This window comes from Vibrio sp. RM-41-2B, from assembly GCF_024744415.1.
In the GTDB taxonomy this organism is placed as follows: domain Bacteria; phylum Pseudomonadota; class Gammaproteobacteria; order Enterobacterales; family Vibrionaceae; genus Vibrio; species Vibrio diabolicus.
Map to the genome: position 1 here is coordinate 30740 of NZ_JAMQWD010000043.1, position 24936 is coordinate 55675.

21 protein-coding genes are annotated in these 24936 nt (G+C 45.3%); 10 read left to right on the plus strand and 11 right to left on the minus strand.

The window, feature by feature from the left end; translation table 11 throughout:
- Positions 1–80 precede the first annotated feature (80 nt).
- The gene (gene tal / locus NB463_RS18775) at positions 81–1031 is read right to left on the minus strand and encodes a transaldolase (RefSeq protein WP_005396118.1); all 951 of its coding nucleotides are present in this window, start codon (positions 1029–1031) and stop codon (positions 81–83) included.
- A gap of 466 nt (positions 1032–1497) precedes the next feature.
- On the opposite strand from tal, the gene NB463_RS18780 reads away from it, so the two are divergent.
- Both NB463_RS18780 and NB463_RS18785 read left to right on the plus strand, forming a co-directional pair.
- Positions 1498–2499 carry a sugar-binding transcriptional regulator gene (locus NB463_RS18780; protein ID WP_005396112.1) on the plus strand — a complete coding sequence of 334 codons (1002 nt, stop codon included), beginning with the start codon at positions 1498–1500 and terminating at the stop codon, positions 2497–2499.
- Between the two features lie 131 nt (positions 2500–2630).
- The gene (locus NB463_RS18785) at positions 2631–3923 is read left to right on the plus strand and encodes a glycoside hydrolase family 18 protein (RefSeq protein WP_258430586.1); all 1293 of its coding nucleotides are present in this window, start codon (positions 2631–2633) and stop codon (positions 3921–3923) included.
- 25 nt (positions 3924–3948) lie between these two features.
- Here NB463_RS18785 and NB463_RS18790 read toward each other — a convergent pair whose 3' ends face one another.
- The 7 genes from NB463_RS18790 to moeA all read right to left on the minus strand — a co-directional run bounded on the left by NB463_RS18790 (position 3949) and on the right by moeA (position 12320).
- Entirely contained in the window at positions 3949–6240 is a 2292-nt protein-coding gene (locus NB463_RS18790) for a bifunctional diguanylate cyclase/phosphodiesterase (protein WP_258430587.1), read from the minus strand.
- Positions 6241–6261: 21 nt separating this feature from the next.
- A complete protein-coding gene (locus NB463_RS18795) occupies positions 6262–7092 on the minus strand; it encodes a sulfurtransferase (protein ID WP_258430588.1) in 831 nt (276 codons plus the stop codon).
- A 39-nt stretch (positions 7093–7131) separates the two neighbouring features.
- Positions 7132–7428, minus strand: coding sequence for a hypothetical protein (locus tag NB463_RS18800; RefSeq protein WP_258430589.1), 297 nt, complete (start codon positions 7426–7428; stop codon positions 7132–7134).
- A gap of 140 nt (positions 7429–7568) precedes the next feature.
- Complete coding sequence (locus tag NB463_RS18805) at positions 7569–8018, minus strand: hypothetical protein (RefSeq protein WP_150916921.1); 450 nt, start codon at positions 8016–8018, stop codon at positions 7569–7571.
- Between the two features lie 10 nt (positions 8019–8028).
- On the minus strand, positions 8029–10140 hold the full coding sequence (locus NB463_RS18810) for an LruC domain-containing protein (protein WP_258430590.1): 2112 nt from the start codon (positions 10138–10140) through the stop codon (positions 8029–8031).
- 185 nt (positions 10141–10325) lie between these two features.
- Positions 10326–11075: a molybdopterin-synthase adenylyltransferase MoeB gene (gene moeB / locus NB463_RS18815; RefSeq protein WP_258430591.1), complete on the minus strand. Its 750-nt coding sequence runs from the start codon at positions 11073–11075 to the stop codon at positions 10326–10328.
- 9 nt (positions 11076–11084) lie between these two features.
- Entirely contained in the window at positions 11085–12320 is a 1236-nt protein-coding gene (moeA, locus tag NB463_RS18820) for a molybdopterin molybdotransferase MoeA (RefSeq protein WP_258430592.1), read from the minus strand.
- Between the two features lie 287 nt (positions 12321–12607).
- Between moeA and folE the strand changes: the two genes are divergently transcribed.
- Positions 12608–13261, plus strand: a complete 654-nt coding sequence (gene folE / locus NB463_RS18825) for a GTP cyclohydrolase I FolE (RefSeq protein WP_104970562.1) — start codon at positions 12608–12610, stop codon at positions 13259–13261.
- Positions 13262–13536: 275 nt separating this feature from the next.
- Positions 13537–14775 (plus strand): NRAMP family divalent metal transporter, encoded by a 1239-nt coding sequence (locus NB463_RS18830; protein ID WP_006741126.1) that lies wholly within the window; start codon positions 13537–13539, stop codon positions 14773–14775.
- 53 nt (positions 14776–14828) lie between these two features.
- Here the strand turns inward: NB463_RS18830 and NB463_RS18835 are convergent, their stop codons facing one another.
- Together NB463_RS18835 and clcA are read right to left on the minus strand one after the other, a co-directional pair.
- Positions 14829–15770: a TDT family transporter gene (locus NB463_RS18835; RefSeq protein ID WP_047008141.1), complete on the minus strand. Its 942-nt coding sequence runs from the start codon at positions 15768–15770 to the stop codon at positions 14829–14831.
- A 261-nt stretch (positions 15771–16031) separates the two neighbouring features.
- Entirely contained in the window at positions 16032–17435 is a 1404-nt protein-coding gene (gene clcA, locus NB463_RS18840) for a H(+)/Cl(-) exchange transporter ClcA (protein ID WP_005396086.1), read from the minus strand.
- 491 nt (positions 17436–17926) lie between these two features.
- Between clcA and NB463_RS18845 the strand changes: the two genes are divergently transcribed.
- Positions 17927–18505 (plus strand): hypothetical protein, encoded by a 579-nt coding sequence (locus NB463_RS18845; protein WP_047008142.1) that lies wholly within the window; start codon positions 17927–17929, stop codon positions 18503–18505.
- On the opposite strand, the gene NB463_RS18850 is transcribed toward NB463_RS18845, so the two are convergent.
- Positions 18486–18899, minus strand: coding sequence for a helix-turn-helix domain-containing protein (locus NB463_RS18850; protein ID WP_047008143.1), 414 nt, complete (start codon positions 18897–18899; stop codon positions 18486–18488). The genes NB463_RS18845 and NB463_RS18850 overlap by 20 nt on opposite strands.
- 95 nt (positions 18900–18994) lie before the next feature.
- On the opposite strand from NB463_RS18850, the gene NB463_RS18855 reads away from it, so the two are divergent.
- From NB463_RS18855 to NB463_RS18875, 5 genes are all read left to right on the plus strand, one after another.
- On the plus strand, positions 18995–19903 hold the full coding sequence (locus NB463_RS18855) for an aldo/keto reductase (RefSeq protein ID WP_047008144.1): 909 nt from the start codon (positions 18995–18997) through the stop codon (positions 19901–19903).
- Positions 19904–20269: 366 nt separating this feature from the next.
- Positions 20270–21274 (plus strand): response regulator, encoded by a 1005-nt coding sequence (locus NB463_RS18860; protein ID WP_047008145.1) that lies wholly within the window; start codon positions 20270–20272, stop codon positions 21272–21274.
- A complete protein-coding gene (locus NB463_RS18865; protein WP_005396081.1) occupies positions 21274–21711 on the plus strand; it encodes a PAS domain-containing protein in 438 nt (145 codons plus the stop codon). The genes NB463_RS18860 and NB463_RS18865 overlap by 1 nt, the downstream gene beginning before the upstream one ends.
- Before the next feature lie 86 nt (positions 21712–21797).
- Positions 21798–23339, plus strand: a complete 1542-nt coding sequence (locus tag NB463_RS18870) for an NAD(P)H-hydrate dehydratase (protein ID WP_258430596.1) — start codon at positions 21798–21800, stop codon at positions 23337–23339.
- Positions 23340–23774: 435 nt separating this feature from the next.
- On the plus strand, positions 23775–24818 hold the full coding sequence (locus tag NB463_RS18875; protein WP_005396079.1) for a GMP reductase: 1044 nt from the start codon (positions 23775–23777) through the stop codon (positions 24816–24818).
- Positions 24819–24936 lie beyond the last annotated feature (118 nt).

Below are 24936 nucleotides of genomic sequence, written 5' to 3' on the forward strand. Positions count from 1 at the left end.
GAAACAAGTTCAAATAGAAAATCTTGAATAAGCGCTGATGGTAAAAGCGAGTAGACGGGCTACTCGCTTTTGGTAAGCAATTAAAGCTTAGCTTCGATCATCGCTTCTAGTTTACCTTGGTCAACGGCGAAGTTGCGGATGCCTTCAGCCAGTTTCTCAACCGCCATTGGGTCTTGGTTGTGTTCCCATAGGAACTCAGAATGAGTCATTGGTGCAGGACGCTCAGCTGCGCCTTTAGAATCAACTAGCTTCTCAACCACTTCACCTTCTGCCGCTTCTAGCTCAGCAAGTAGAGCAGGAGCGATAGTTAGACGGTCACAGCCAGCCAGTTCTAGGATCTCACCGATGTTACGGAAGCTTGCGCCCATTACTACCGTTTTGTAGCCGTACTCTTTGTAGTAGTTGTAGATCTTAGTTACAGACAGTACGCCTGGATCTTCTGAAGCTTCGAAGTCACGGCCTTCTTTCGCTTTGTACCAGTCCATAATACGGCCAACGAATGGAGATATTAGGAATACGCCAGCTTCTGCACAAGCACGCGCTTGAGCGAATGAGAATAGAAGCGTTAGGTTACAGTTGATGCCTTCTTTCTCTAGGATTTCTGCTGCGCGGATACCTTCCCAAGTAGACGCTAGTTTGATAAGGATGCGGTCGTTAGTGATGCCTGCATCGTTGTACATTTTTACTAGTTGACGTGCTTTCGCTACGCTGCCTTCCATATCGTAAGATAGGCGTGCGTCAACTTCTGTAGAGATACGACCTGGGATAGTTTTTAGGATTTCTTTACCGATGTTTACTGCAAGCATGTCACAAGTGTCTTGAACTTGTTGAGCTTTGTCGTTGCTCTGTGCTTTAGCATATTCGATTGAAGCATCGATTAGAGGTGCGTACTCTGCGATTTGAGCGGCTTTCAGGATAAGAGAAGGGTTAGTTGTTGCGTCTTCTGGTTGATACTTTTTGATTGCATCAATTTCGCCAGTGTCTGCTACTACAGTCGTTAGTTTACGAAGTTGCTCTAACTTGTTGCTCATAATCGATCATCCTATTTAAATGGGCTTAAGCGTGATTTTTGTTATCACAGCTTGTGCATTTGCAAGCGAGTTAGCTAATCGTCTCATCGCATTTAATGAGACATCTGCTCAGCCAACTACGGAAAATTTCGTTACCGAACAAATGCCATGAACATTTGATCGATAGCTGAGTAAATGATGTGTCCATATTTATCCTATCTATGCTGAAAGTCAATCGCTGAAATCGACTTATAGTGAACTTCATCAACGTTTTTTTACGGTGTGTTTAGTGGTTAACCCAAATAAACGTTTGCCCTTATTGTTCAAAGGTTGAGCGTTGTACGTGAGGGTAAAAAATTGTAGTGAGAAAATGTTATTGCGATGAGCAAATGTAGCGTTTAAATTGATAAAGAACATATGCTAAGTCAATGAGCATATGCTCACTTATTGCATACAATATCGATCCTCTTAAAGGGCGAGAGAAACCATGAGCAGTTCTAATCAAGATATTTCCATTGAAAACACGGATTTGTTGACAGAGATTTCCGTCGCGTATTATCAAGACGGTGCGACTCAGGAAGAGATATCGAGAAAATTTGCCATATCACGCGCAAAGGTCGGGCGAATGCTCAAGCAGGCGCGTGATGAAGGCATCGTTGAAATCACCGTTAAATACCACCCGGTGTTTAGCGCCAAGATTGAACAACGTTTGATCGAGCGATTCGGCGTCAAGCGCGCGCTTGTTGCTCTTGATCAGCCGAATGAAGAAGCACAACGACTACAGGTATCGGGATTGGTGTCCAATTATCTCACCAGCACGCTTAAAAACGGCATGGTGGTGACGGTCGGGCAAGGGCGCAACGTGTCGTCCGTCGCTCACCATATTGGTGTTATTACGCCGCGTGACTGTAAATTTGTATGTGGTATCGGCGGTATTCACCCACGTGGTGGTATGTATAACGCCGACCACATTTGTCGTCAGTTAGCGAAAAAGTACGGTGGAACGTCCGAAACGCTTTACGCGCCGGCTTATGCAGAGAACAGAGAGCAGAAGTTGGCCTTCATGCAAAATGCAACCGTGAAACAAACACTCGATTTGGCACGTAAAGCTGATGTCGCTTTGGTCGGTATTGGTGACATGAGCGAAAACAGTTACATGGTGGACTTAGGTTGGTTTACGCCTGATGAAGTGGTTCAGTCGAGACTTCAACAAGGCGTGGTCGGGGACTTTGCAGGTTATGATTTCTTTGATATTCACGGTAATGTTGCCAACACCGTAATGAGTGACCGAGTGATTGGTCTTGGTATTGAAGAGTTTCGCCCAATATCGGAAGTCATCGCGATTGCAGCGGAGAACAGCAAGCCGCTCGCCTTACTTGGAGCATTAAGAACCGGAGCGATAGACGTGATCGCCACGAGCGTCAGCAACGCATTAACGGTGCTCAACTTAGATGAGCAAATGCACGGCAACGCGGCATCTGAGAGTTAGCACAAATAATATGCAATTTATGTAATCAGGCTGCGAGGAGTTATAAATGACTCGCAGCCTGATTTCGTTTTCAAGTTAAAAATATTCTCTAGGAGTAGCTTTAAATTTGTACATCTACTCTGGAGAACACAATGAAAAAGACACTTCTTGCTGCACTGATTATGGGGCTAACTGGTGCGGTGCACGCCGAGCAAAAAGTCGTAGCGGGTTACTTTGCGGATTGGCAGTATGCAAATGCAGAAAACCCATACACGGTGAACGATATTCCCGCCGATAAGCTGACGCATGTGATTTACGCGTTTCTTAGTATGTGCGGCCCTCATGCCGGTGCTTCTGAAACGGTACAAAAACTGGTTGCCGAACAATGTGAAGGAAAAGATCCGTATACGGCGATCATTGTCGATACCGAAGCAGCATTAGAAAAGGACTTTGGCGATGTCTCCGTTAACGTGCCATACAAAGGCCACTTCGCTCAACTTGCTGAAATGAAGAAACAACATCCTGATGTCAAAATTCTCCCGTCTTTTGGTGGTTGGACAATGTCCGAACCGTTTCATGCTATGGCGAAAAGCAAACAAGCGATGGATCAATTCTCAAAAACTGCCGTTAAGTTGATTGCTCAATATGATTTCTTTGATGGTATTGATCTGGATTGGGAATACCCAGGTGGTGGCGGTTTAACAACGTCGCCTTGGAACCCTGACACCAAGCTTTCTGATGAACAAAAAGCATCTGAGCGTGAGGCCTTTACCTATTTGGTAAAAACCATGCGTGCAGAGTTAGATGAACTCACAAATCAAACCAAACGTGAATACGAGCTCTCTACTGCTGTAGGCGTTGGCCCAAAAGCAGCAGGTATCGATTGGAAAGCCGCGGAGCCGTACCTAACTAACATGTTTGCGATGACGTATGACTTCCTTGGTGGTTGGGGGCAGCAAACCGGGCATACTACCAACTTGCATGCGACTGAGCGAAGCTGGTGGGGCATGGGCGCAGACGTGTTCATCAACCAGATGATCGAGCTCGGTATTCCAAGTGAGAAACTGGTGATTGGCGCTGCGTTTTACGGACGTGGCTGGCAAGGCACCAAAGACTTCTCGGGTGGCTTACCAACACAAGATCTTGTATCCGAGCAAGGAGCGCAGTTTGGTACGGGTGAGAACGGCTATTTCATGTTTTGGGATTTGGTGAAGAACTATGGAGCGGAGCAGGGCTACGAGTACAAGTATGATGAGCAATCTCAAGCGCCTTACTTGTGGAATCCTGTAAAGAAAGTCTTTATCTCTTACGAAGATCAACGCTCGATCAAAGCCAAAGCAAATTGGGCTAAACAGGCGAACTTAGGCGGTATTTTTACTTGGGAATTGTCAGGCGATCCGAAAGGAGAATTGGTGGAGGTGATGTACCAAGAAATGAATAAATAAAACCTTCTAAGCAAAGCGATCGTAATTATTCAACTACGGTTTCTTTGCTTTGGTTCTGCTTCGTAAAAGCGATCAAGTCTTCAAGCGATAAAGGTTTAGAGTAGAAGTAGCCCTGAATCAAATCACAACCGCAAGCTTTTAACTCATTCAGTTGTTGCAGCGTTTCTACTCCTTCAGCCAGTACTTTCATTTCAAAGTTTTTGCCGATAGAAATGATATTCTTAACCATATTCAGCGCTTTTTTGTCATGCTCAATGTGATCGACAAAGCTCTTGTCAATCTTCACCTCGTCAATAGGTAGCGTACGCAACATGCTTAATGAAGAGTAGCCAGTCCCGAAATCATCGAGCGAGATTTTAAAGCCAAGAGCATGCAAGCGCTCGCAAATTGGTGCGAACTTTTCAAGATCTTCAATAAACAGGTTTTCGGTGATCTCTAGGGTAATCTTTGAACATTCGATGCCGCGTTTCTCAATAGCATTCATAAGATTAGTAATGAATTTGGCGTGAACAAACTGTTTGACCGAGATGTTAATAGACATCTGGATAGATGTATCAATATTACCAGTCAGTTTAGCCATATCTGTCAGGCTATTTTCAATGATTTGTTCACCAATACGAACCATCAACCCTGTGCTTTCTGCGACGGGAATAAATTCACTTGGTGGGACTAAGCCGAGCTCATCATCACTCCAACGAATAAGCGCTTCGACACCATAAATATCGCCTTCTAGGTTTAACTGAGGTTGATAAACCATATGAAGCGCTTGCTTATCTATCGCGAGCCTCAAGCGTTGCTCAATTTTCATTTTACGCAGGTGTGTAGCTTGCATCTGCTGATTGAACAGGCTGTATACGTTGCGTTGTTTTTTCGCTTGATACATCGCAATATCGGCTGAAAGGAGCAGTTCATCTAATGTTTCACCATGGTGTGGATAGCAGGCAATACCAATACTGCAACTGAGCAGGAACTGACTGTCATTGACTTCGTAGGGTTCTGATAGCGCATTTATTAAGTCGCTCGCTAGTCTTTTAACGCTTACTTCATCAATTCGATTCGTTAGAAAAATAAACTCGTCACTGGCTTCACGGATGATTAATCGGCCATCGTTAACAAAGGTGTTTAAGCGGATAGATATTTGTTTTAGAACTTCGTCGCCAAAGTCATGACCATGTGTGTCGTTGACTGATTTGAAATTATCAATATCGATAAACATCAAAGAAAAAGGATTCCCTTTCCCAGAGAGCCAGTGTCGAATGTTTGCGCGTAGGTACTCTCGGTTTGGTAATCCAGTGAGATGATCGTGGTTCGCTTGATAGAGCAAACGCAGTTTTGTTTTATGTTCATTGTTCGCAATGGAGCGGAATAAGGCGTAAAAAGCACCTTGGACGACAAGAAAAACAATCGAGTACAGTGCAAACTGTTCGTAAAATCCGCGCTTAATAAAATTCAAATCTGTCGAGGAAGAGGCCCAAAGATGATAATCAGGAAGGTATCTCAATGTGATTAACTCACTCAGGCGAGAATTGTCGACAACAATATTTAGCGCTCGTGTGAGCTCTTTTAGTTGCGCCATATCCCAGCCTGAATCTTTTGTTATTTGAGCCATAACGGCTTTTATATCTAAATCATTGGCAGGTTTTAGGTAATCTTCTAGGGTTGTATCTTCTGACGAGCTAAAAGTAAGGTAGCCATCACTGCGGATCAATGTGACCCGGTTGTGCTCATTGGCATGGATATCGTTACGAAAAACCGAAGATGAATTCATATTAAAGCCAGCCGTCATCACTGCTTGTACAACACCATCTTTATTTGGAATTGCTTTTCGGATCGGAATCACAAGTGAATCTTGAGCTGGCGTAAAATACGTTCGACCTATAATCATTCGGTCGGAGTTGAGCGCTGCCAAAAAGGTATCACGAGTCAATGGATCTTGTTTTAGATTATGTAGCTTTGCCAAGATCAAGTTGGAGCTTACGGCGATGTAGTCTCCATCGGGGTTGGTTAGGCCGAATCCAATAATCGCCGGATGGATACTGAGCAGTTTGTCCAGCATCGGGCGAGTTTGAACTGCTGCTGTACGAGTAAAGTCATTTCTCTCGACCAACTGATGACCAATGACTTCAAGTAACGATTCTTGTCCTTTCAGAAGTGATTCGACAGAAGAGGCAAACAGCTCCAATTGTAGGAGCTGCTTATCTTTGTACTTATTCAGGGTTGACTCATAATGGTAGCGGCCAAACAACACGAACAGCACGGCGCTTATTGTAAGTAGCGCCATGTATAGTGTCCAAATGTTCTTCTTTAACCTGACCATGCCGCTTCGATAGCTCCTAGATTAGCGAGTAATGGGTAATGAGTGGTCTGCGCCCCATTCTGTCCATGACCCGTCATAGACCGATAAATCACGCCAACCTAACTGGTATGCTGCTAGCAGCAAAATACAGGCCGTTACACCTGAGCCACAACTGAAAATGATTGATTTATCATTATATAACGTTGGTGCACTAAATGCTGGTTTCAATTCCGAGTCTGCCTTTATAAAGCCATTACTCAATAATGTTTGGAAAGGGAGGCAAACAGAATTAGGAATATGACCAGAACGCAGTCCTTCTCTTGGCTCTGGTACCTCGCCTAAAAAACGTGCACGTGAGCGAGCGTCAACAATGTTTGCACTGCAATTGTTTGAGTACTCTAATATTGCATTTGCGTCCAAAAAAGCATGTTTATTTAATTTCCCGGTAAAGTTTCCAAGCTGCTTAGCTTCTGACAAGGCATCCGTGACAGGCAATCCAGCCTCAATCCAAGCCGGGAGGCCACCATTAAGCACTTTGACATTATCGTGTCCCATTGCCTTAAACATCCACCATGCGCGCGGAGAGGCGAGTGTTCCAGAGTTGTCATAAACAATAATAAGGTCTTCGTTGTTCAGGCCAAGTTTCTGAGCGCTGTGATTAAACCCTTCTTCTGTTGGCATCATATGAGGGAGATTGGTATCTGGGAGACAAAAGTCATTGTCGTAGTCGAAACGCAATGAGCCTGGAATCCACTTATTGGTGATCTTTTTCCCTTCTGAAGGAATTTGAAAACGAATACTCGCGTCTAGAAGTTTTACATTTGGTTGGTCTAATAAAGCATGAAGTTCTTTGGCATCGATCAATGCTTGCATGGTTAAATCCTTCTGATTTGGGAAGTCCGCACAGTATCTTTACTCACAGCGAATGAATGAAAGGGATGAGTCAAAACTTGAGCGGGATGCTTGGTGGAACAACGCAATAGAGCCCACTGGACAAGATGCGGGCACTGGAACCGTCACTCGTTGTTGCTCTATCTCAGGTGAATTAATAGTGAGGTACCGACGTTGACCATCAAGGGACTGAGTTAAAGTGTTGCTAATGACGGTGGCTGAAACCGTGTTCTCATCAGTCTGCTTAATGAGCAACAAGAGCACAAGTAGGGCAATGAAACCGCTGAAGACCAACATATAGGTTTTGGGATTATCCAATTTGCGCTCAATTGCTATTGTTTCAAGTAATCATTTTGTTTTACAACAAAAAAATCGCATGTTCAAAGAACGATGCGATTTTGTCTTAAAACCTGTGGCTTGCGCCAATCCCGAGTATCAATGCTCACCAATAGAGCATCTTACATGCGCCATGTCGTATTTCCGGTTGAGACGACTTTTTGCAGAGGTTCTGAGCCATCGTAGAACCAAATTTCGACTAACAGGTTATCTTGGCTATCCGAGGTGGAGAAGTCTAAGTTAGCTTTCCCACTCGTCAGCGCAGCAGAAGCAACATTGCTCGAATATTTCGCTTGGTAGGTTCCAGAGGCATCTTCACGGTACTCCTTATAAATGCTCAGATGTGCGCGCTGTAAAGAGTAACCACTAATATCTACCGCAAGTGAGCTTTCTAACCTTGGGTCATAATCGAACCCATCTGGTACGTCTAAATTTTGCATGCTTGGCTCTTCAACAATAACGGTAGTTTGAGCTGGAGGTGGAGTAGCGCTATCGTTGCTTTTGTCTCCACCGCCGCCACCGCCGCAGGCTGTTAACGCTAATCCCATGATGATTGTGATTAAGTTTTTCATGATGTTTCTCCTATGGAATGTAACGTTTGTTTGCTTTAGGTTGGGTATGCCAGTTTGCTCCTTCTCGCCCACCAGATTCGGCGTAGGTGGCAAACTCTGGGTAAGCGTCAACTAAGTCAACTTTCTCTAGCGGCCAATTCCACTCTTCGACGATAAGCAATGCCCAAGGGAGATTGTTCGCTGTTTTGAAGTACACGCCTTGAGCCGGGTCACTTGCGTCTACGCCCACGCCATATAGGTTTGCGTCATCAAACTGCTCAGTTGGTGCTTGGTCTGGCAAATGTACTTCCCATTTTCTACCTGGTTGAAAGGTGATGCCATCGCCGTGATATGTATTGGGTGTGGCAAAGATAAATGGGTCATAAGGCATGGCCTGTAGCGCTGAGCGGTCGGCCCCTTCCTTAAAGTAGATGGTCAGTGTGAAAGACAACGCGACGTTATCATTACAACCCGTTTGGGTTCTAAAATACGCACATTGACTTTGCGCATACTGACTGAGGTCGTCACTGATAATGAAGATGGCTTCTTCTGATATCGCTTCTAGACCGTTGGTCGGTTGTTCTTTGCCATTAAACGTTAGCTTTGTTAAGCCGTTTTCAATGCTCGCTTTCGAAACGCCAGGTAGACGAATAGCAAAGCCATTTTTATAGCCAGCCCCATAGGCGGCCAGATCTCCGCTAATCTGGATATTTTCCACCGTGCCGTCCATACGTGTTTCAGTCATACGGAACTTAATGACTACGTCATTCATGTCGTAGTCAGCGGTGTAAGGCCAGTTGTCTTCATACGCGACCGTTGCATAGGAATCTGCACTTGGGAAGTGCTGTACGGATACGCCGTTTTCAGTGATTGTGATTGGGTAATCTTCTACTTCACCCGATGTTGATCCGCCATCAAAGTTCAGACCAGTTTGTTGGCTAAAGCGGAATCGGCTCCAGCTAGGACCTGCGGTTGCCAGTTCAGAGACGACAAATGGAAGCGTATTGCTGCCTGCAGAGAGTAACTCATCAGTGAATACTTGCTCACCTTCGTCAGCAAAGTCACCATCTCGGTTCCAGTCAAACCAAGCTGACAAGTAGCCGGATGTCGATGCAGTTACGTTCACCAGTGAACTTAACCCTGGGTCGAGTGCGGCAACAAAGCCGACACCATCTTCATCTGCTGTACCAACTTTGTTATCTCCAGACGGAGCCACTTGTCCATCGGCATCACCATCTGGCGCAATTGTGCCAAGCCAAGTTACACCATCAACAGCGTGGCGTGGTCCGTTAGAAGAGAGCAAGGTAGCGTAAGTGTCAGGTGCGTCACCAAAGTCAATTGGCTCGTCTTCGTCAATAACAGGAGCGTTCGCGCATCGGGCACCGTCATTTTGGCTGGAACTTGGACCGTTAGACACAAACTCTACAGCAGGAACAATGCCCGCAGCGATATTGGCGGCATTATTTTCTGATAAGTCGACGCGATAAATTTTGCCATCCTGGTTACGCGATACGTAGTAGTTTCCGTTTACATCAAAGTAGCCTGCACCAAAGGTACCCGTTTCCCCTGTATTGCCGATCGCGGTTGCTTGGCCTGTTTTTGTATCGAATTTATACAATACGCCAGACCCATTATCGATACCATAGAGCGCACCGTCGCCAGGGTGGAACGCAAAATCGGTTAAACTCACACTTGCATTTGATGTGATTTTATTCAGGGTTAAGGTAGCATTTGGGTCCGTATCTAACGGCGACAGATCAATGGAAAACAGCCCTTTACCTTTGCGATACAAGTAGTATACGTGGTTGTACACGTCGCCGACAAAAAACGTATGGCTAGGAAGCCCTTGTACGTTGAGAGTTTCTGCTTGAAAGTCCTGGCCTAAACGTACGATTTTCAAGTTGGTTGTATCGTAACCATAGATGTATCGATCAGTGAAGTTGAAACCGACGCCGTTAATACCAGATGCTAAGCCCACATCGTCGGTCAGTAACTTGGTTGATCCGGTAACCAGATTAACGCCGTAAACTTGCACTGGGGTCGATTGGAATAAATATGCTTTGCTCGGACAAGTGTCGAATGGCGCTGCGCTTACGTATGCGCTTGCAAACAGAGATCCAAGTAATAGTGATGTCCTTTTCATGATTCGCCCTCTCATTGGTTTGTATGATATGCAATGAAAGGAATGTGCCAGTTTTTAACTTGCTGTTTATAATGAATTTTATATCGGTAAGTTATTTGGTTCGAAATATGAATCTCAGAATAAGAAAAAGCTCAACGTTACGTTGAGCTTTTTGAGAATCTTCATTGATAAGCTGACAGCGTTACTTAGCCACAAACAGGGCAGGTCGGCATTTTCATCAAATTCATTTCCCGCCAGGACATGCTAAACGCATCGAGAATGAGGATCTTCCCTTTTTTGGGTTGGCCGTAATTTGCAATCACCTTGATGGTTTCCATCGCTTGTACAGCGCCAACAATACCCACAACAGGCGCCATGACGCCAGCTTCAACGCAACTTAATGCACTGCTGCCAAATAGCGCGCTCAAACACTGATAGCACGGTTGAGTTGGGTCGTCGTACGTAAACACACTCACTTGGCCTTCCATACGAATGGCTGCACCAGAAATAAGCGGTGTTTTTGTTGCAAAGCAGAGTCGGTTGAGTTGATTGCGAGTGTCGACGTTATCTGAAGCATCGACCACCACAGTGTGTTGTTCAATCAAAGCCTGAAGCTGAATGTCTTCAAGGCGTTTAGCAACGGTGTTTACTTCGATATGAGGATTAAGTTCCCGCAACGCATCCGCCGCAGAGTCAACCTTTTTACGGCCAATATCGGCGTCGTGGTGCAATACTTGGCGTTGTAAATTGGAGAGCTCAACAATATCGTCATCGATAAAAGTAATATTGCCAACACCAGCCGTGGCAAGGTATTGGCTAGAAGCGCAACCTAAACCGCCAGCACCCAAAATAAGCACCGAGCTTTGTTTGAGAGCTTCTTGCCCTTCGAAATCGAACTGGCGAAGAATGATCTGGCGGTTATAGCGCAGCATCTCCTGATCGGAAAGAATATCCACGGTACGTTCCTAGTATAACGTTGAGTTAAACAGTTGGATTTGAACCGTTTCGCCAACTTCCACACGGCCACGTTCACGTTCCAACACAACAAAGCAGTTTGCCAAACTCATTGAGCGAAAGGCTCCTGAACTTTGGTTGCCAGTGGTTTCAACGACAAATTTACCGTTTTCTAGAGTATAGATACCGCGCTGGTAGTCTGTACGTCCCGGCGCTTTCTTAAATGCGGTTTTAGTCGTAGCAGGGATAGACTCAGGTGCGTTCCATTCAGTGTGGCCAGCCAATTTAGCCAACATTGGTTGAACAAGTACGTACATGGTTAGCACTGCAGATACAGGGTTACCTGGTAGCCCACAGAACCAAGCAGTACTTAACTTGCCAAATGCGAAAGGTTTACCCGGCTTGATTGCCAGTTTCCAGAAACCGATTTCGCCAAGTTCTTCAAGAATGTCTTTGGTGTAATCTGCTTCACCAACGCTGACGCCGCCAGACGTTACAACTACATCCGCGAGAGTTTGTGCTTTTTCGAATGTTGCTTTTAGTGTCTCTGGGCAGTCAGGGATAATGCCAAGATCAATCGCTTCACAGCCAAAGTTTTCGATTAGCGGCTTAATACCGTAACGATTACTGTCGTAGATTTGACCCGCCTTGAGTGGCTCACCCAATGGTTTAAGTTCATCACCTGTGGAGAAAAATGCCACCTTTGGCTTACGCACGACGGTGACATGGCTGACACCAAGAGAGGCAATCATTGGAATATCGCGCGGTGTCAGGCGCGCGCCTTTTGCCAATACAATATCGCCTTGCTTGATGTCGTCACCCGTAGGGCGGATGTTATTTTGCGGCTTCACATCCGTTTGATTGAACTGGATACCAGCGTCGGTCACTTCCGTATTTTCTTGCATGATAACGGCATCACAGCCTTCCGGAATTTTCGCGCCAGTCATGATTCGAACACAAGTGCCTGCCGGCCATTCACCTTCAAAAGGCTGACCAGCGAAGGATTTACCTGCCAGAGGCAACACTGTAGACACTTCTAGGTCTTGAATACGAATGGCATAACCGTCCATTGCTGAATTGTCGAAAGGGGGCACGTGAATTAGCGATAAAATATCTTCAGCCAGCACAAAACCCAGAGCGTCAGCAAGAGGAAGAGAAAGTGTCGTTTGGATAGGTTTGATTCGCGATAGCATCTTATCCATCGCTTCTTCAATTGGCATCAAGCCAGGTGCGTCGCAGCAGCCCATTGAGATAATCCTATGTTCTTTTGTTTTGTGGCAACTCTACCATAAAAGGGGACCGAGTAAGAATGTCCACCTATAAAATATGGGTGTAATTATTCAAAAATCCGAGTATCCTTGTCACCCATCCGAAAGGGGTAAAGTTCCTACGGAGCATGAGAAAATAGCTCAGTGTATTCTTGTTATGTGCCTTGGCGTTATAAACATCGGACTGAGCGACTTTAACGCTACGGGATGAAAACACGGCAATTGTATTTCACACCGAGAGTGGTAGTTACAAAAGAGGAAGTGGAATGTCAGGTCTTAGCGAGTCAGCAAAGTTAGTGAAAGAAGCGCTAGAGCAACGCGGGTTAGAAACACCAATGCGCCCTAATGCCGTTAGCCGTGAAGAGAAGAAGGAAAAGATTGAATACCACATGCGTGAGATTCTTGGTCTGCTTCAGCTCGACCTTACGGATGATAGCTTAGAGGAAACGCCACACCGCATTGCAAAAATGTACGTGGACGAGATTTTCTCTGGTTTGGATTACTCCAACTTCCCCAAGATCACAGTTATCGAAAACAAGATGAACGTGAGCGAAATGGTTCGCGTGAAAGACATTACTGTGACCAGTACGTGCGAACACCACCTTGTGACAATCGACGGTAAAGCCGCTGTTGCTTATATTCCTCGCGGTAAGATCATTGGCCTGTCTAAGATCAACCGTATTGTTCGTTTCTTTGCGCAACGCCCTCAAGTTCAAGAGCGTATGACCCAGCAAATCCTTGTTGCTTTGCAAGCATTGCTTGAGTCTGACGATGTAGCGGTGACTATCGACGCGACGCATTACTGTGTGAAATCACGCGGTGTGATGGATGCCACCAGTGAAACCACGACTACAGCGTTAGGTGGTATTTTTAAGAGCAACCCAGCGACCCGTGCTGAATTTCTGCATGGCCTGCGTTAATCAAATCGACAAATAAAATTGAGAGAGGATGGCGAGTTGCCATCCTTTTTTATATCTTTTATATCCAAATCATAGTCAAGTGAGTCGCAATAAATAGTAATTATGCAATTGTGTATTGACAGTCACATTCGTTGCTCTTAATATATGCGCCCAATGAACGGCTACAACTTGTAATCGTTTGTTTTAAAAAGAGATATTTCTCTAAGTTCAGCTGATCTCGGTCAGTTGTCTTTCTTATTTCTAATAATAGAAAGACAACAAATTTGGGACTCGGCATGACTACACAAAGCACTATCAGCACCTCCTCTATTTCAGCTCCAGTTACAGAAAGCAGTTGGCAAAAGAAAGCCATGCTCAGTGTCGCTTTTTTGATGGCGACAACCTCTGTGGGTCCCGGCTTTTTGACTCAAACCGCAGTCTTCACAAATATCTACAAAGTCGACATGGCATTTCCAGTTTTGGCTTCTATTTTTATCACGTTTGGTATCGTGATGAACTTGTGGCGTATTGTCGGCGTTTCTGGCATGCGAATCCAAGACATTGCGAACAAAGTGGCACCCGGCATGGGTTATGGTGTTGGTATTCTCCTTGCGCTTGGTGCAGTGGCGTTTAACTTTGGCAACGTGAGTGGCGCAGCGTTAGGCATCAATGTGCTAACGGGCGTGGACACAACATGGGGCGCACTGTTTACCGGTGTCGTTGGCTGTTTGTTGTTTGTGGTTCATAACGCTTCCAAACGAATGGACCAAATGGCCCGCTACCTTGGCTTGTTTATGATTGTTCTGATCGCATACGTGGCTATGACGAGCTTACCTCCGATGGGAGAGACACTAAGTGCAGCGGTGATGCCTATGGATGTTGGTAGTTTGCTTCTGCCTACGTTGACTATCGTTGGCGGCGCAGTTGGCGGTTACTACACGGGTGCACAACGCCTAGTAGACATCGGCTTGAAAGGCAAAGAGAACGTGCCTTCCATCACCTCAACAGCGTGGGCTGGTATTTCTATTGCGGTGGTTATTCGAATCCTACTGTTTTTGGCAGTGTTTGGCGTTATCGCGACAGGCGCAACGCTGGATACGGCTAACCCTGCGGCGGATGCTTTCCGTCAAGGTGCTGGCCAGCTTGGTTACTTCATCTTTGGCTTAGTACTGTTTGTAGCTTCCATCACGTCTGTGGTTGGCAACTCTTACATGGCTATCTCATTAATTAAGACGCTTTTCCCAGTTGTCGCGCGAAACGAGAAAGCGTGGTGTGTTGGTTTCATTATCCTAACCTCGTTAGGCACGGTAACCATGGATATGCCAATTCTTCTTTTGATGCTAGCAGGCCTAGTGAACAGCATTATTCTTCCTATCGTTTTGGGCACTGTATTGGTTGCGACAAAACGCAAAGATATCGTCGGTGACTACCAACACCCAATGTACTTAACGCTAACTGGAGCAGCGATTGTTATCGTAATGGCGGCATCGAGTTTGACTAACATTGGGAACTTCATGGCGAAGTTTGCGGGTTGATGTCTTATTGATAGAGATAAACAGCGGCCTCAGATGAGGCCGTTTTTTTATGCTTATTTAGAGGGCGACTTAACGATTTCTGGCCAATACATTTTGATGTAACCTGCCGATACCCAAACCACCAACACAGTCGCAATGCTGAGCTCTAAAAAGCCAAAATCGTGTAGCCAGTGCCAATGTGGGTGCGATTCGGCAAAAAAGGAGGTTAAGCGGTGCATCGCAATGGCACTGATCACGGAAGGAAAGGTTACCGCCGCGATAGAAGGTTGAAACTTCAATCGAAGTAAGCGGAAGTAACACAGGTAGATCAATAACGTCATTGTGATAGCAATCCCTGCTAATGCGCCAGTCAGTATCGGATCGGGCAGGGGAAAGTTCACCAAGTATGCCGCCAATGACAAGTTTACCGGTGCGGCCATAATTGCGAGGGTCGGCCTGGCTCGTCTCGGCAGAGATCCGAAAAACACTAAACGATAGAGCACCAGCGGTAACATAAAGAAATAAATGCCAATGCACATCATCGCTAAGGTTTCAGAGAATAGGTTGTGACCCAATTGGGAGCCTGCTAATGAGCTGCTGATCAGTCCCACTGGATAGAGAAACCAGCTAGGTACGATATTCGACATTTTGAAGTTCATTAGCTGAAAGCTAAAAAACAGTACCATCATAGTAAAATGCAGCAAAAGTGCCATAAACCAGAGTGGATAAGCAATGATTGGCGCTACAGAAGCAAGATAATCTGCAAGGATCAGTAACGCCATACTCATGGGTGCCATTAAGCTACCGCTCAATGGGTGACGAATGTCGACCATAAATAATCGTGGATTCGTGGCATATTTTATCAGCACAGGGGCGAGTAAAAGCGCGCCGAGTGACGCTAAAAATGGGCGTATTGGTTCACCAATTTCAGGGACATAGAGTGCCCAAGCTTGTCCTAAACCTATCATACCTAGCGCTAACGCGGCTTGAGACGGCGGAACGCTATAAAACTGCACAAGTCTTCTCCAGTTCAAATCTACTCCATTTGATTTTTGCCTGAATGAAACGAAACGTGATGATTTGGATGAAATGCTCTATTTGAGTAGCGAATACTAGCAAGTTTAGAGAGTGCTTACTCATGAAAGGTGGTGAGGAAATATCAGAGAATGGTATTTTTGTGAGTTTGGTATCGAATATTTGGGAAAGGATGTAAAAATGTAGAGTTTATCGCTCCAAACCCTTCGATAGTTTGGAGCGAAATAATAACAAAGCGAGAATTATGTCGATTGGTTTTCAGGAAGATCCTGCTGACGTAACTTATCGTTTTTGATTGTACGATGTAGCAACTGGCTGTAAATCGGTTGTCCGCCAAACAACTGAGCAATAATCACGGCACCTAAACAAGTAATGATAAGTGGTAGAATTAAGTAGTAGTTATTGGTCATTTCAATCACCAACAAAATGCCCGTGATCGGTGCGCGTACCGTTGCAGCAAACAGGGCCCCCATGCCCGCAATGGCAAATACGCCAGGTTCGATATCAAGCGTAGGAAGCAACACATCAGCACTCGCTCCGAATGCATAGCCAAACAAGGTCCCCAGAGCAAGCATAGGTGCAAAGATACCACCCGGCGCACCAGAGCCAAAGCATAGCAACGTCGTGATGACGCGACCAAAGAAAAGCAGAACTAAAACGGATACCGAGTAGTTGCCATTGGTAATATCAGGAATAAGGCCGATGCCACCGCCAGTTAGCTGTGGCACGTATAAGAGAAGCAGACCAAAAATGCCACCAAGTAGTGAGCCCACGATTAAATAGCGTTTACGATCGTTTTTGTGAATTGCGACAAAACTGTCTTGTGCCACGGTAATCAATTTATTGAAGATCACTCCGAATACGCCAAACAATGCGCCAAGCAATAAAAATAACCAAAGGGACTGAAGCTCTGGAGAGTGATATTGCGGCATTGTGATGACAGCGTCTTGCCCGTTGATGGCGCGAAACACAATGTTGGCCATAATAGCAGAGATGATCACCGCGCGAATTGAGATCAGAGAATAGCGAAACTGAGGTCGCATTTCCTCCACAACGAACATAATGCCTGCGAGTGGGGCATTAAAGGCGGCAGCCAAACCACCAGCGGCACCTGAAGCGAGTAGGGAATGACGAGTATCGTCATCTTTCACACGGAAAATATCGGTCACCATTCGACCAACTGCGCCGCCCATTTGAACTGTCGGACCTTCGCGACCAAGTACCATACCGGAGCCAAGTGCACCCATGCCGCCGAAGAATTTAACAGGTAGAACTCGCCACCAACGCACTGGACGAATGTTGTCCATCGCGCCTTCTATTTCTGGGATGCCTGATCCCGCAGCCTCTGGAGCAAAGCGGTGAACAAGAAAGTAACCAACAAAAGCAAGTAGAGCACTGATCAGTACAGCAGCAAGCCAAAGAGGAAGTACGCTACCGATTTCGCTTCTTAGCCATTCGGTACGGGTTTCAGAAACAAAATGAACCGCAAGTTCGAAGTAAGTGCCGACAAAACCAGCTAGTGTGCCAACGATTGCGGCCATAATCAGGACAGAAAATGGTGTGGACCCTCGAGAGACAAACTGGTTAATCGCATCTTTCGGTACGTGCGCTAACACAGATTTCACAATTCTCTCTCGTTTGGTCATTAACAAGTTCTCCTGTTGCTGGTGGAAGGGACGCGAGAAAGTATACGCTTCGCAGAGTCTAGACCTAATCAATAAAGATGCAATTTAGCTTTTCACTATTGAGTGTTCGAAGTGTCGCGATGTCATTCATTCACCAAGACTGTGCTATTGCTCTCATAATTTGGGATAAAAAACTTGTTTTTTGAGCAAAATGAACCATGCTTTAGGTGTAAAGCAACATGACTGCTTCAGAAGGAGGGATGTGAGGTTTTACACACAATTTGGATGGATTCAAACCCTACGGTAAGTCCTCGTTTTATGTTCGGGATGCATCAATAGACATCTCCGATTCGCACACTCACGATTGAGTAACGAGGTAGAGGCGCACGCAAATGTGCGCCTTCTTAATTTCTGCTCTACAACTTTCCGCACTACCTGCCACTATTTTTATCTTGAACAATTTCTACTAGTCGGTAATGTCTGGGTTCGATGCTAATCAACCAGAGTAATTCATGCGCTTTTATCCTCGAGTCCTGTTTTCTTTATGTTGTTTTTCGGTAACGTTTCCAGCATTTTCGACGCCGAGTTGGTGGCAGGACACGTTGTCTGCAATGCCGTACTCCAATTTAAAAGAGCGTATAGAAACAAGGGGAGGCTGGTATCGCTGTGACGTGCAGCAGCAAGATGCTTCAACGTATTTCAGCACATTTTGTTTGGACGATTTTTCGTACTATCAGCAGCATCTGTATGGTGAAGTTGTGTTGGGAAAGGACAGTGCTCAGTTCTCTTTTTTGACCGAATATCAATGGCAAAGTCTCAATGACTTAATCCTCAATTTAAGAAAAGACGGGTTGGTTTTACGTAGTATAACTATCGGACAAGAGCACTATGACGTCTTTGAAGCGCTGGAAAAGAAATCTTCTGAGCTCGTCGATAAAGAAGTTATCTTGTTGATAAACCGCTATCCGCAAGAAACGATTCGAAGCTTATTTTGGGTAAAACCGGACGAGTTTTCGTCGCCATCACCGTCTTTAAATGTGGAATTGCACAGCGATGGCGAAATTATCGATGTTAAAGTGACTCGTTTTTAGATTCTTTATGGAGAGATAGGAAGGTCACCATCGCAGACTCGTCTAAAAATCCATCCGATTTTTTGTGCGCGCGCAGGTATTGATAGCCAGCGATGAGCTTACGGTGCTGTTGTTCTGCCTCATCTGGCAACGGCTGATTCATAACGTGTTGAAATGCAAGTTTGTACGCATCCATATCTACGACTTCAGCGCGGCGATATAAATAACCACATCCGGTCGCTAACCATTCAAGAGAGCAGTTGGCTCGCATCGCAATTTGATTTGCTTTCGTTAGGCTCGGTTCACTGCCTTTTAAATATTTGCGTATTAAAGCTTCAGACACATCAACGCGTCGTGCAAATCCGCTGATGCTTTCTTCTCCGATCAAGGTGGCTAGGCGTTGGGCAAAAGACATATTTCGTACTCCAGTTCGAATTGCCAAAGTTTACCCGTTGAGCCGATGTGAAAACAAGACTACGATGAATGCAGATCAATTGAAGGAGAAAAACCATGGTTGCAAAAGTTGTGACTGCACCAAAAGGCCCTGAGTTCTCAGAGCTGGTCCAAGGATATTGGCGTGCAGTTGATTGGGGCATGACTGCTCAAGAGCGTTTGTCATTCCTCAAGCAACATATTGAGTTAGGCATTACCACGGTCGATCACGCAGACATATACGGTAATTACGAGTGTGAGAAATTGTTTGGTGAAGCACTTGCTCTCGATAAGAGCGTGCGAGAGCAGATTCAGATCGTCACAAAGTGTGATATCAACCTGTGCGGAGATAAAACACCAGAGCGTAAGATCAATCACTATGATACGAGTTCCGCTCACATCTACCAATCGGTGAATAACTCGCTTGAACGTTTGAATGTGGACGAAATCGATGTGCTTTTAATCCATCGTCCTGACGTGTTAATGGATGCCGATGAAGTGGCTGAAGCATTCTCAGAGCTACACAAAGTGGGTAAAGTGAAGCACTTTGGTGTATCTAACTTTACTCCACGTCAGTTTGAGCTGTTGCAATCCCGTTTAGGTAAGCCTCTTGTGACTAACCAAGTGGAAATCAACCCGCTTAATTTTGAGGTTGCACATGATGGAACGCTTGATCAAATGCAAATGTTGCGCACGCGACCAATGGCTTGGTCTTGCCTCGGTGGTGGCTCAATCTTCAGTGGTGACAGTGAGCAAGCCGTTCGTGTTCGCAACGAATTAGAAGCGATTCGCGAAGAAGTGGGCGCGACTAGCATTGACCAAGTGATTTACGCTTGGGTACGTCGTTTACCATCTAACCCAATTCCAATCATTGGCTCTGGTAAGATTGAGCGTGTGCAAACGGCAGTAAATGCGCTGAATATCGAATTGACTCGAGAGCAATGGTATCGCGTATGGGTGGCTTCGAAAGGTCACGGTGTGCCATAGAAATGACACTTTATTGATGAATACCTTATTCAAGGCACCCTATGAAAGGGTGCTTTTTTATTGCTACGTGATACCGATTTCCCCAGCACTCATACTGAGCGGATAGAGTGGAAGTAAAAACGGATTTTTAATTTAAAATGCAACTTTGTGCTTATTTTTAATGGAGGCGTTTTATCCATGTTTGTTTCATGTCACTAAACAGCGAATGGGATGTTTGCTTTTTCGCCATTTTGTTCACTCATCCATTCATATTGCGTATGCTTATTGAATAAAAAAGAAATAAAAAATCGTCAGTTTTCTCGTATTACATGCTGTAACAATCTGTTAGACTCCGGCGCAGATTGTGGAATATAAAAAGGTGATTGAATGTCTTTTCCCGTACTCATCTGTGATGATTCAGCGTTAGCACGCAAACAGATGGCGAGATCACTACCAGCCACATTGAATGCCGATATTACGTTTGCTATCCACGGAAAAAATGCGCTAGAAGAACTCGAAAAGAACGAGTTTAAATTGATGTTTCTTGATTTGACCATGCCAGAAATGGATGGCTTTGAAACACTAGAAAACATGCAGCGGTTAGGGAATAAAACTCCCGTGGTTGTGGTGTCGGGGGATATCCAACCTAAAGCGAAAGAGCGTGTGTTCGCACTTGGCGCAAAAGCGTTTATTCAAAAACCGATCGCCAAAGATGAACTCAAGAAGGCACTTAAAGAGTTGGTCGAGCCAGAGCCTCGTCCTCAAATTATCACGCCTGTTTCTATTGAGTTACCGATTTTACGTCGTCGCGATATTTATATGGAAGTGGCGAACGTCTCTATTGGTCGAGCCGCAGATGCATTGGCGCGTCACTTTGATGTGTTTGTGCAGTTACCGCTTCCGAACGTTAATATCTTCGAAGTGAGTGAACTACACATGGCTCTCCGTGACTTAGCGTCGCATGACAACGTATCGGGCGTTTGTCAGGGCTTTTGTGGCGAAGGTATTGCGGGTGAAGCGCTGGTGATTTTGAGCGATTCTAGCGTATCGGATCTCAAGAAGTTGATGAAAGTGCCAGCTGACAGCGACGAACTGGAAGAGCTTGAGCTGCTCATGGATATTTCCAATATCTTGGTGGGGTCATTCTTAAATGGCTTAGGCGAACAATCTGAAGTGCGATTCTTCCAAAGCCCTCCAGTGCTTCTTGGTCAGCATATATCAATTGATTCGATCATTGAGTCTACGACGGGCGCATTCAGCCGCACCATGACATTCGAGGTGAGCTACAACATTGAGGGAACGTCAATCCGTTGTGATTTATTGTTTATGTTCGTCGATGAATCTTTGCCGCTGCTCGATAACAAACTGTCATATCTAATGGAGGAGTTCTAATGTTGAATATGCCAGCAGAGTTTGAACAATTCCATTGGATGGTAGACATGGTACAAAACGTCGACATGGGGCTCGTCGTCATTGACCGAGATTATAATGTGCAAGTGTGGAATGGGTTTATGACTCATCACAGTGGTTTGCAATCTCATGATGCAATTGGTCGTTCTATCTTTGATATCTTCCCTGAAATCCCGCAGGAATGGTTTAAGTTAAAAACAAAGCCCGTGTATGATTTAGGTTGCCGCAGCTTTATTACGTGGCGCCAGCGTCCTTACTTGTTCCGCTGCCGTAACGTACGTCCTGTCACTCAGCAAGCGGAGTTTATGTACCAGAACGTTACGCTGAACCCCATGCGTACACCGACTGGAAAAATCAATTCGTTGTTTTTATCTATACAAGACGCGACGGCTGAAGCATTGATGTCTCAGAGTCAGTAGCGATAAAAAACTTTCTCAAAAGCCAAGGTTCGCCTTGGCTTTTTTGTATACTTATAATTGTGTTTCCTAATGCGCAGAACGTGAAGATGGACTTTAATCTCGCCCTAAAACTCTACACCGCAGAACAAGTAAAAAATGGTGAAACGCTGGCAGCGCAAATGGCTGGTGTTTCTATGTATAGCCTAATGCAACGCGCAGGTATGGCTGTGTATGAGCGTTTTTTACACTTGTATCCCAAATCAAAAAATATCTTAGTCATTTGTGGCAAAGGGAATAATGGTGGTGACGGATACGTATTTGCCTCGCTTGCTAAACAAGCGCAACTCAATGTACAGGTTTTCCAACTTGGTGATGTGACTGCGCTCAAAGGTGATGCTTTACGCGCATATCAAGATTGGCAGTCCATCGATGGTGTTAACAATGATTGGGATGAGTGGAATACCGCATTGCTAGAAGCCGATGTGATCATTGATTCCATGTTAGGCACTGGTTTAAGTGGTGAGGTTCGTTCGGAGTACCGTCGCTACATTGAGCAAATCAATCAAATTCACACCCCAGTGATTGCAGTCGATATTCCTTCCGGGTTGTGTGCAAATACAGGTGCTATTTTAGGCGATGCCATTCATGCTGAGCATACTGTAACCTTCATTGGTGTTAAGCAAGGCTTGTGCACCGGACAAGCGAGAGATCGAGTTGGTGAACTCCACTTTTGTGGATTGGGTGTAAATGTTGAGTTTGATTCTATCGAAGTAGAAAGTGCACTAGGTATTGATCATCAGGTTGTTTCAAGGTTAATGCCCAAGCCAAACCCGACAGCACACAAAGGTGACAATGGCAAACTACTTTGTGTCGGTGGTAACCAAGGTATGTCAGGAGCGATTCGTTTATGTTCCTCCGCTGCGGTTAGAGCCGGAGCGGGTTTAACTGCCGCAATTACTCACCCGAGTAGCCTTATTCCACTACAGATTGGCTGCCCAGAAGTAATGAGCCAAAGCATCACCGCCGACTTACTCAGGGATACTGAGAACGACTTAACCAAACGCATTCGCTGGGCTGAAGTATTGGTGTTTGGTCCAGGTTTTGGTGATGATGAGTGGGCTTATCAAGCCTATCAATATCTGGCTCAAGAACAGAAACCTAAAGTTGTTGATGCTGATGGGCTCAATATTCTAGCGATGCTAAGCCAACGATGTGATGGCACTTTGGTGTGCGACAACCAGCGAGTGATTACGCCGCATCCTGGAGAGGCAGCTCGACTATTAAATGTTACCACTCAACAAATAGAAAGTGACCGATATTCTGCTGCAAGACAACTGCAAGAGCGTTATGGCGGTGTGGTGGTTTTAAAAGGTGCGGGAACGCTTATTTACGATGGAACGAGAATGTACGTCTGCCTAGCGGGCAACGCAGGAATGGCGACGGGCGGAATGGGAGATGTGCTATCAGGTGTTATTGGTGCATTGCTAGCTAAAGGGTTACCCATTTCCATCGCGGCACGTTTAGGTGTGGTACTCCACAGTCATGCTGCCGATATAAACGTGAGTCAGCATGGTAAAATTGGTCTTTTGGCAAGTGATGTCGTTAGCACTCTTCGTACCGCTATCACCCAAGAGCTCTATCGAACTTAATTATATTTCATGCATTGTTGAGAAAATTGGTCGATTTTTTTGAGTACTTTTTACGAATTAGCAGGGTATCTTAGCATTAGGTGATTGAGTTTTAGGCAGATTTGAGAGGTTGTGCGTTTTCATTTTAAAGGTATGACGCAAAGGTTTGCGCAATAGGTTAACTTAAACGTTTTCTTAAGTTGTTGATAATTATAAATAATGAGAAAAAATAACGACTTGAGGAGTGTTTTTGATATGCGATTATCAAGATGGTATCACAAAAAAAATTCAAATATCAGACTTGTAGGAAATAAATCACAGCCTATAATGCTGAAAACCGGAGCGTCTGCCAACGCTCCGGTTTTTTTGTGTCCGAAGAACAGTGAACTCGTCTGCCAACGAAATCACTACGCACTCTGAGATGACACATATACATATGAATCAAGGAATTACACAATGCGTATCGAACAAGAACTTAAGTTAGGTTTTAAAGATGTACTGTTTCGCCCGAAACGTTCTACCCTTAAGAGCCGTTCTCAAGTAAATTTAACCCGCGATTTTACATTCAAGCATAGTGGTCGTCAATGGTCTGGTGTGCCTGTAATCGCAGCAAACATGGATTCGGTTGGTAGCTTTGCAATGGCTAAAGCGCTAGCTGAGCATGGTGTAATGACTGCTGTTCACAAACATTACACGGTAGAAGATTGGGCTGAGTTTGCTAAATCAGCTGATAAAGCAACCCTGAATAACGTAATGGTGTCTACGGGAACATCTGACGCGGATTTCCAAAAAACCAAAGATATTATGGCGCTTTCAGATGAATTTATTTTCATCTGTATCGACATTGCAAATGGTTACTCAGAGCATTTAGTCGAGTATGTTGAACGCGTGCGAGCAGAGTTCCCAGACAAGGTGATTTCTGCGGGTAACGTGGTTACTGGTGATATGTGTGAAGAGTTGATCCTCGCTGGTGCAGACATCGTGAAAGTAGGCATTGGCCCTGGCTCAGTTTGTACAACTCGTGTAAAAACGGGTGTTGGTTACCCGCAGCTTTCTGCAATCATCGAGTGTGGCGATGCAGCGCACGGCCTTGGTGGCATGATCATCGGTGACGGCGGTTGCTCATGCGCAGGTGATGTATCCAAAGCATTCGGCGGCGGTGCGGACTTTGTTATGCTAGGCGGCATGTTAGCGGGCCACGAAGAGTCAGGCGGCGAAGTGATCGAGAAAGACGGCGAGAAGTTCATGAAGTTCTATGGAATGTCGTCGAAGAGCGCGATGGAGAAGCACTCAGGTGGTGTTGCTGGCTACCGCGCAGCCGAAGGCAAAACCGTGTTATTGCCATACCGTGGCAGCGTTCACGGCACTATTCAAGACATCCTTGGTGGCGTTCGCTCAACTTGTACATACGTGGGTGCAGCAAAGCTTAAAGAGCTAACCAAGCGTACTACATTCATCCGCGTTCAAGAACAAGAGAACAACGTGTTCGGTAAAGAGTAAATCGACTGAATGTAACAAGTGTAAAAGCAACCATACGTTATATCTATAGCAGATAAAACTATACTATATGCAGCTATGAGCCAGAGTGAGATTGATTTCTTACTCTGGCTTTTTTGCT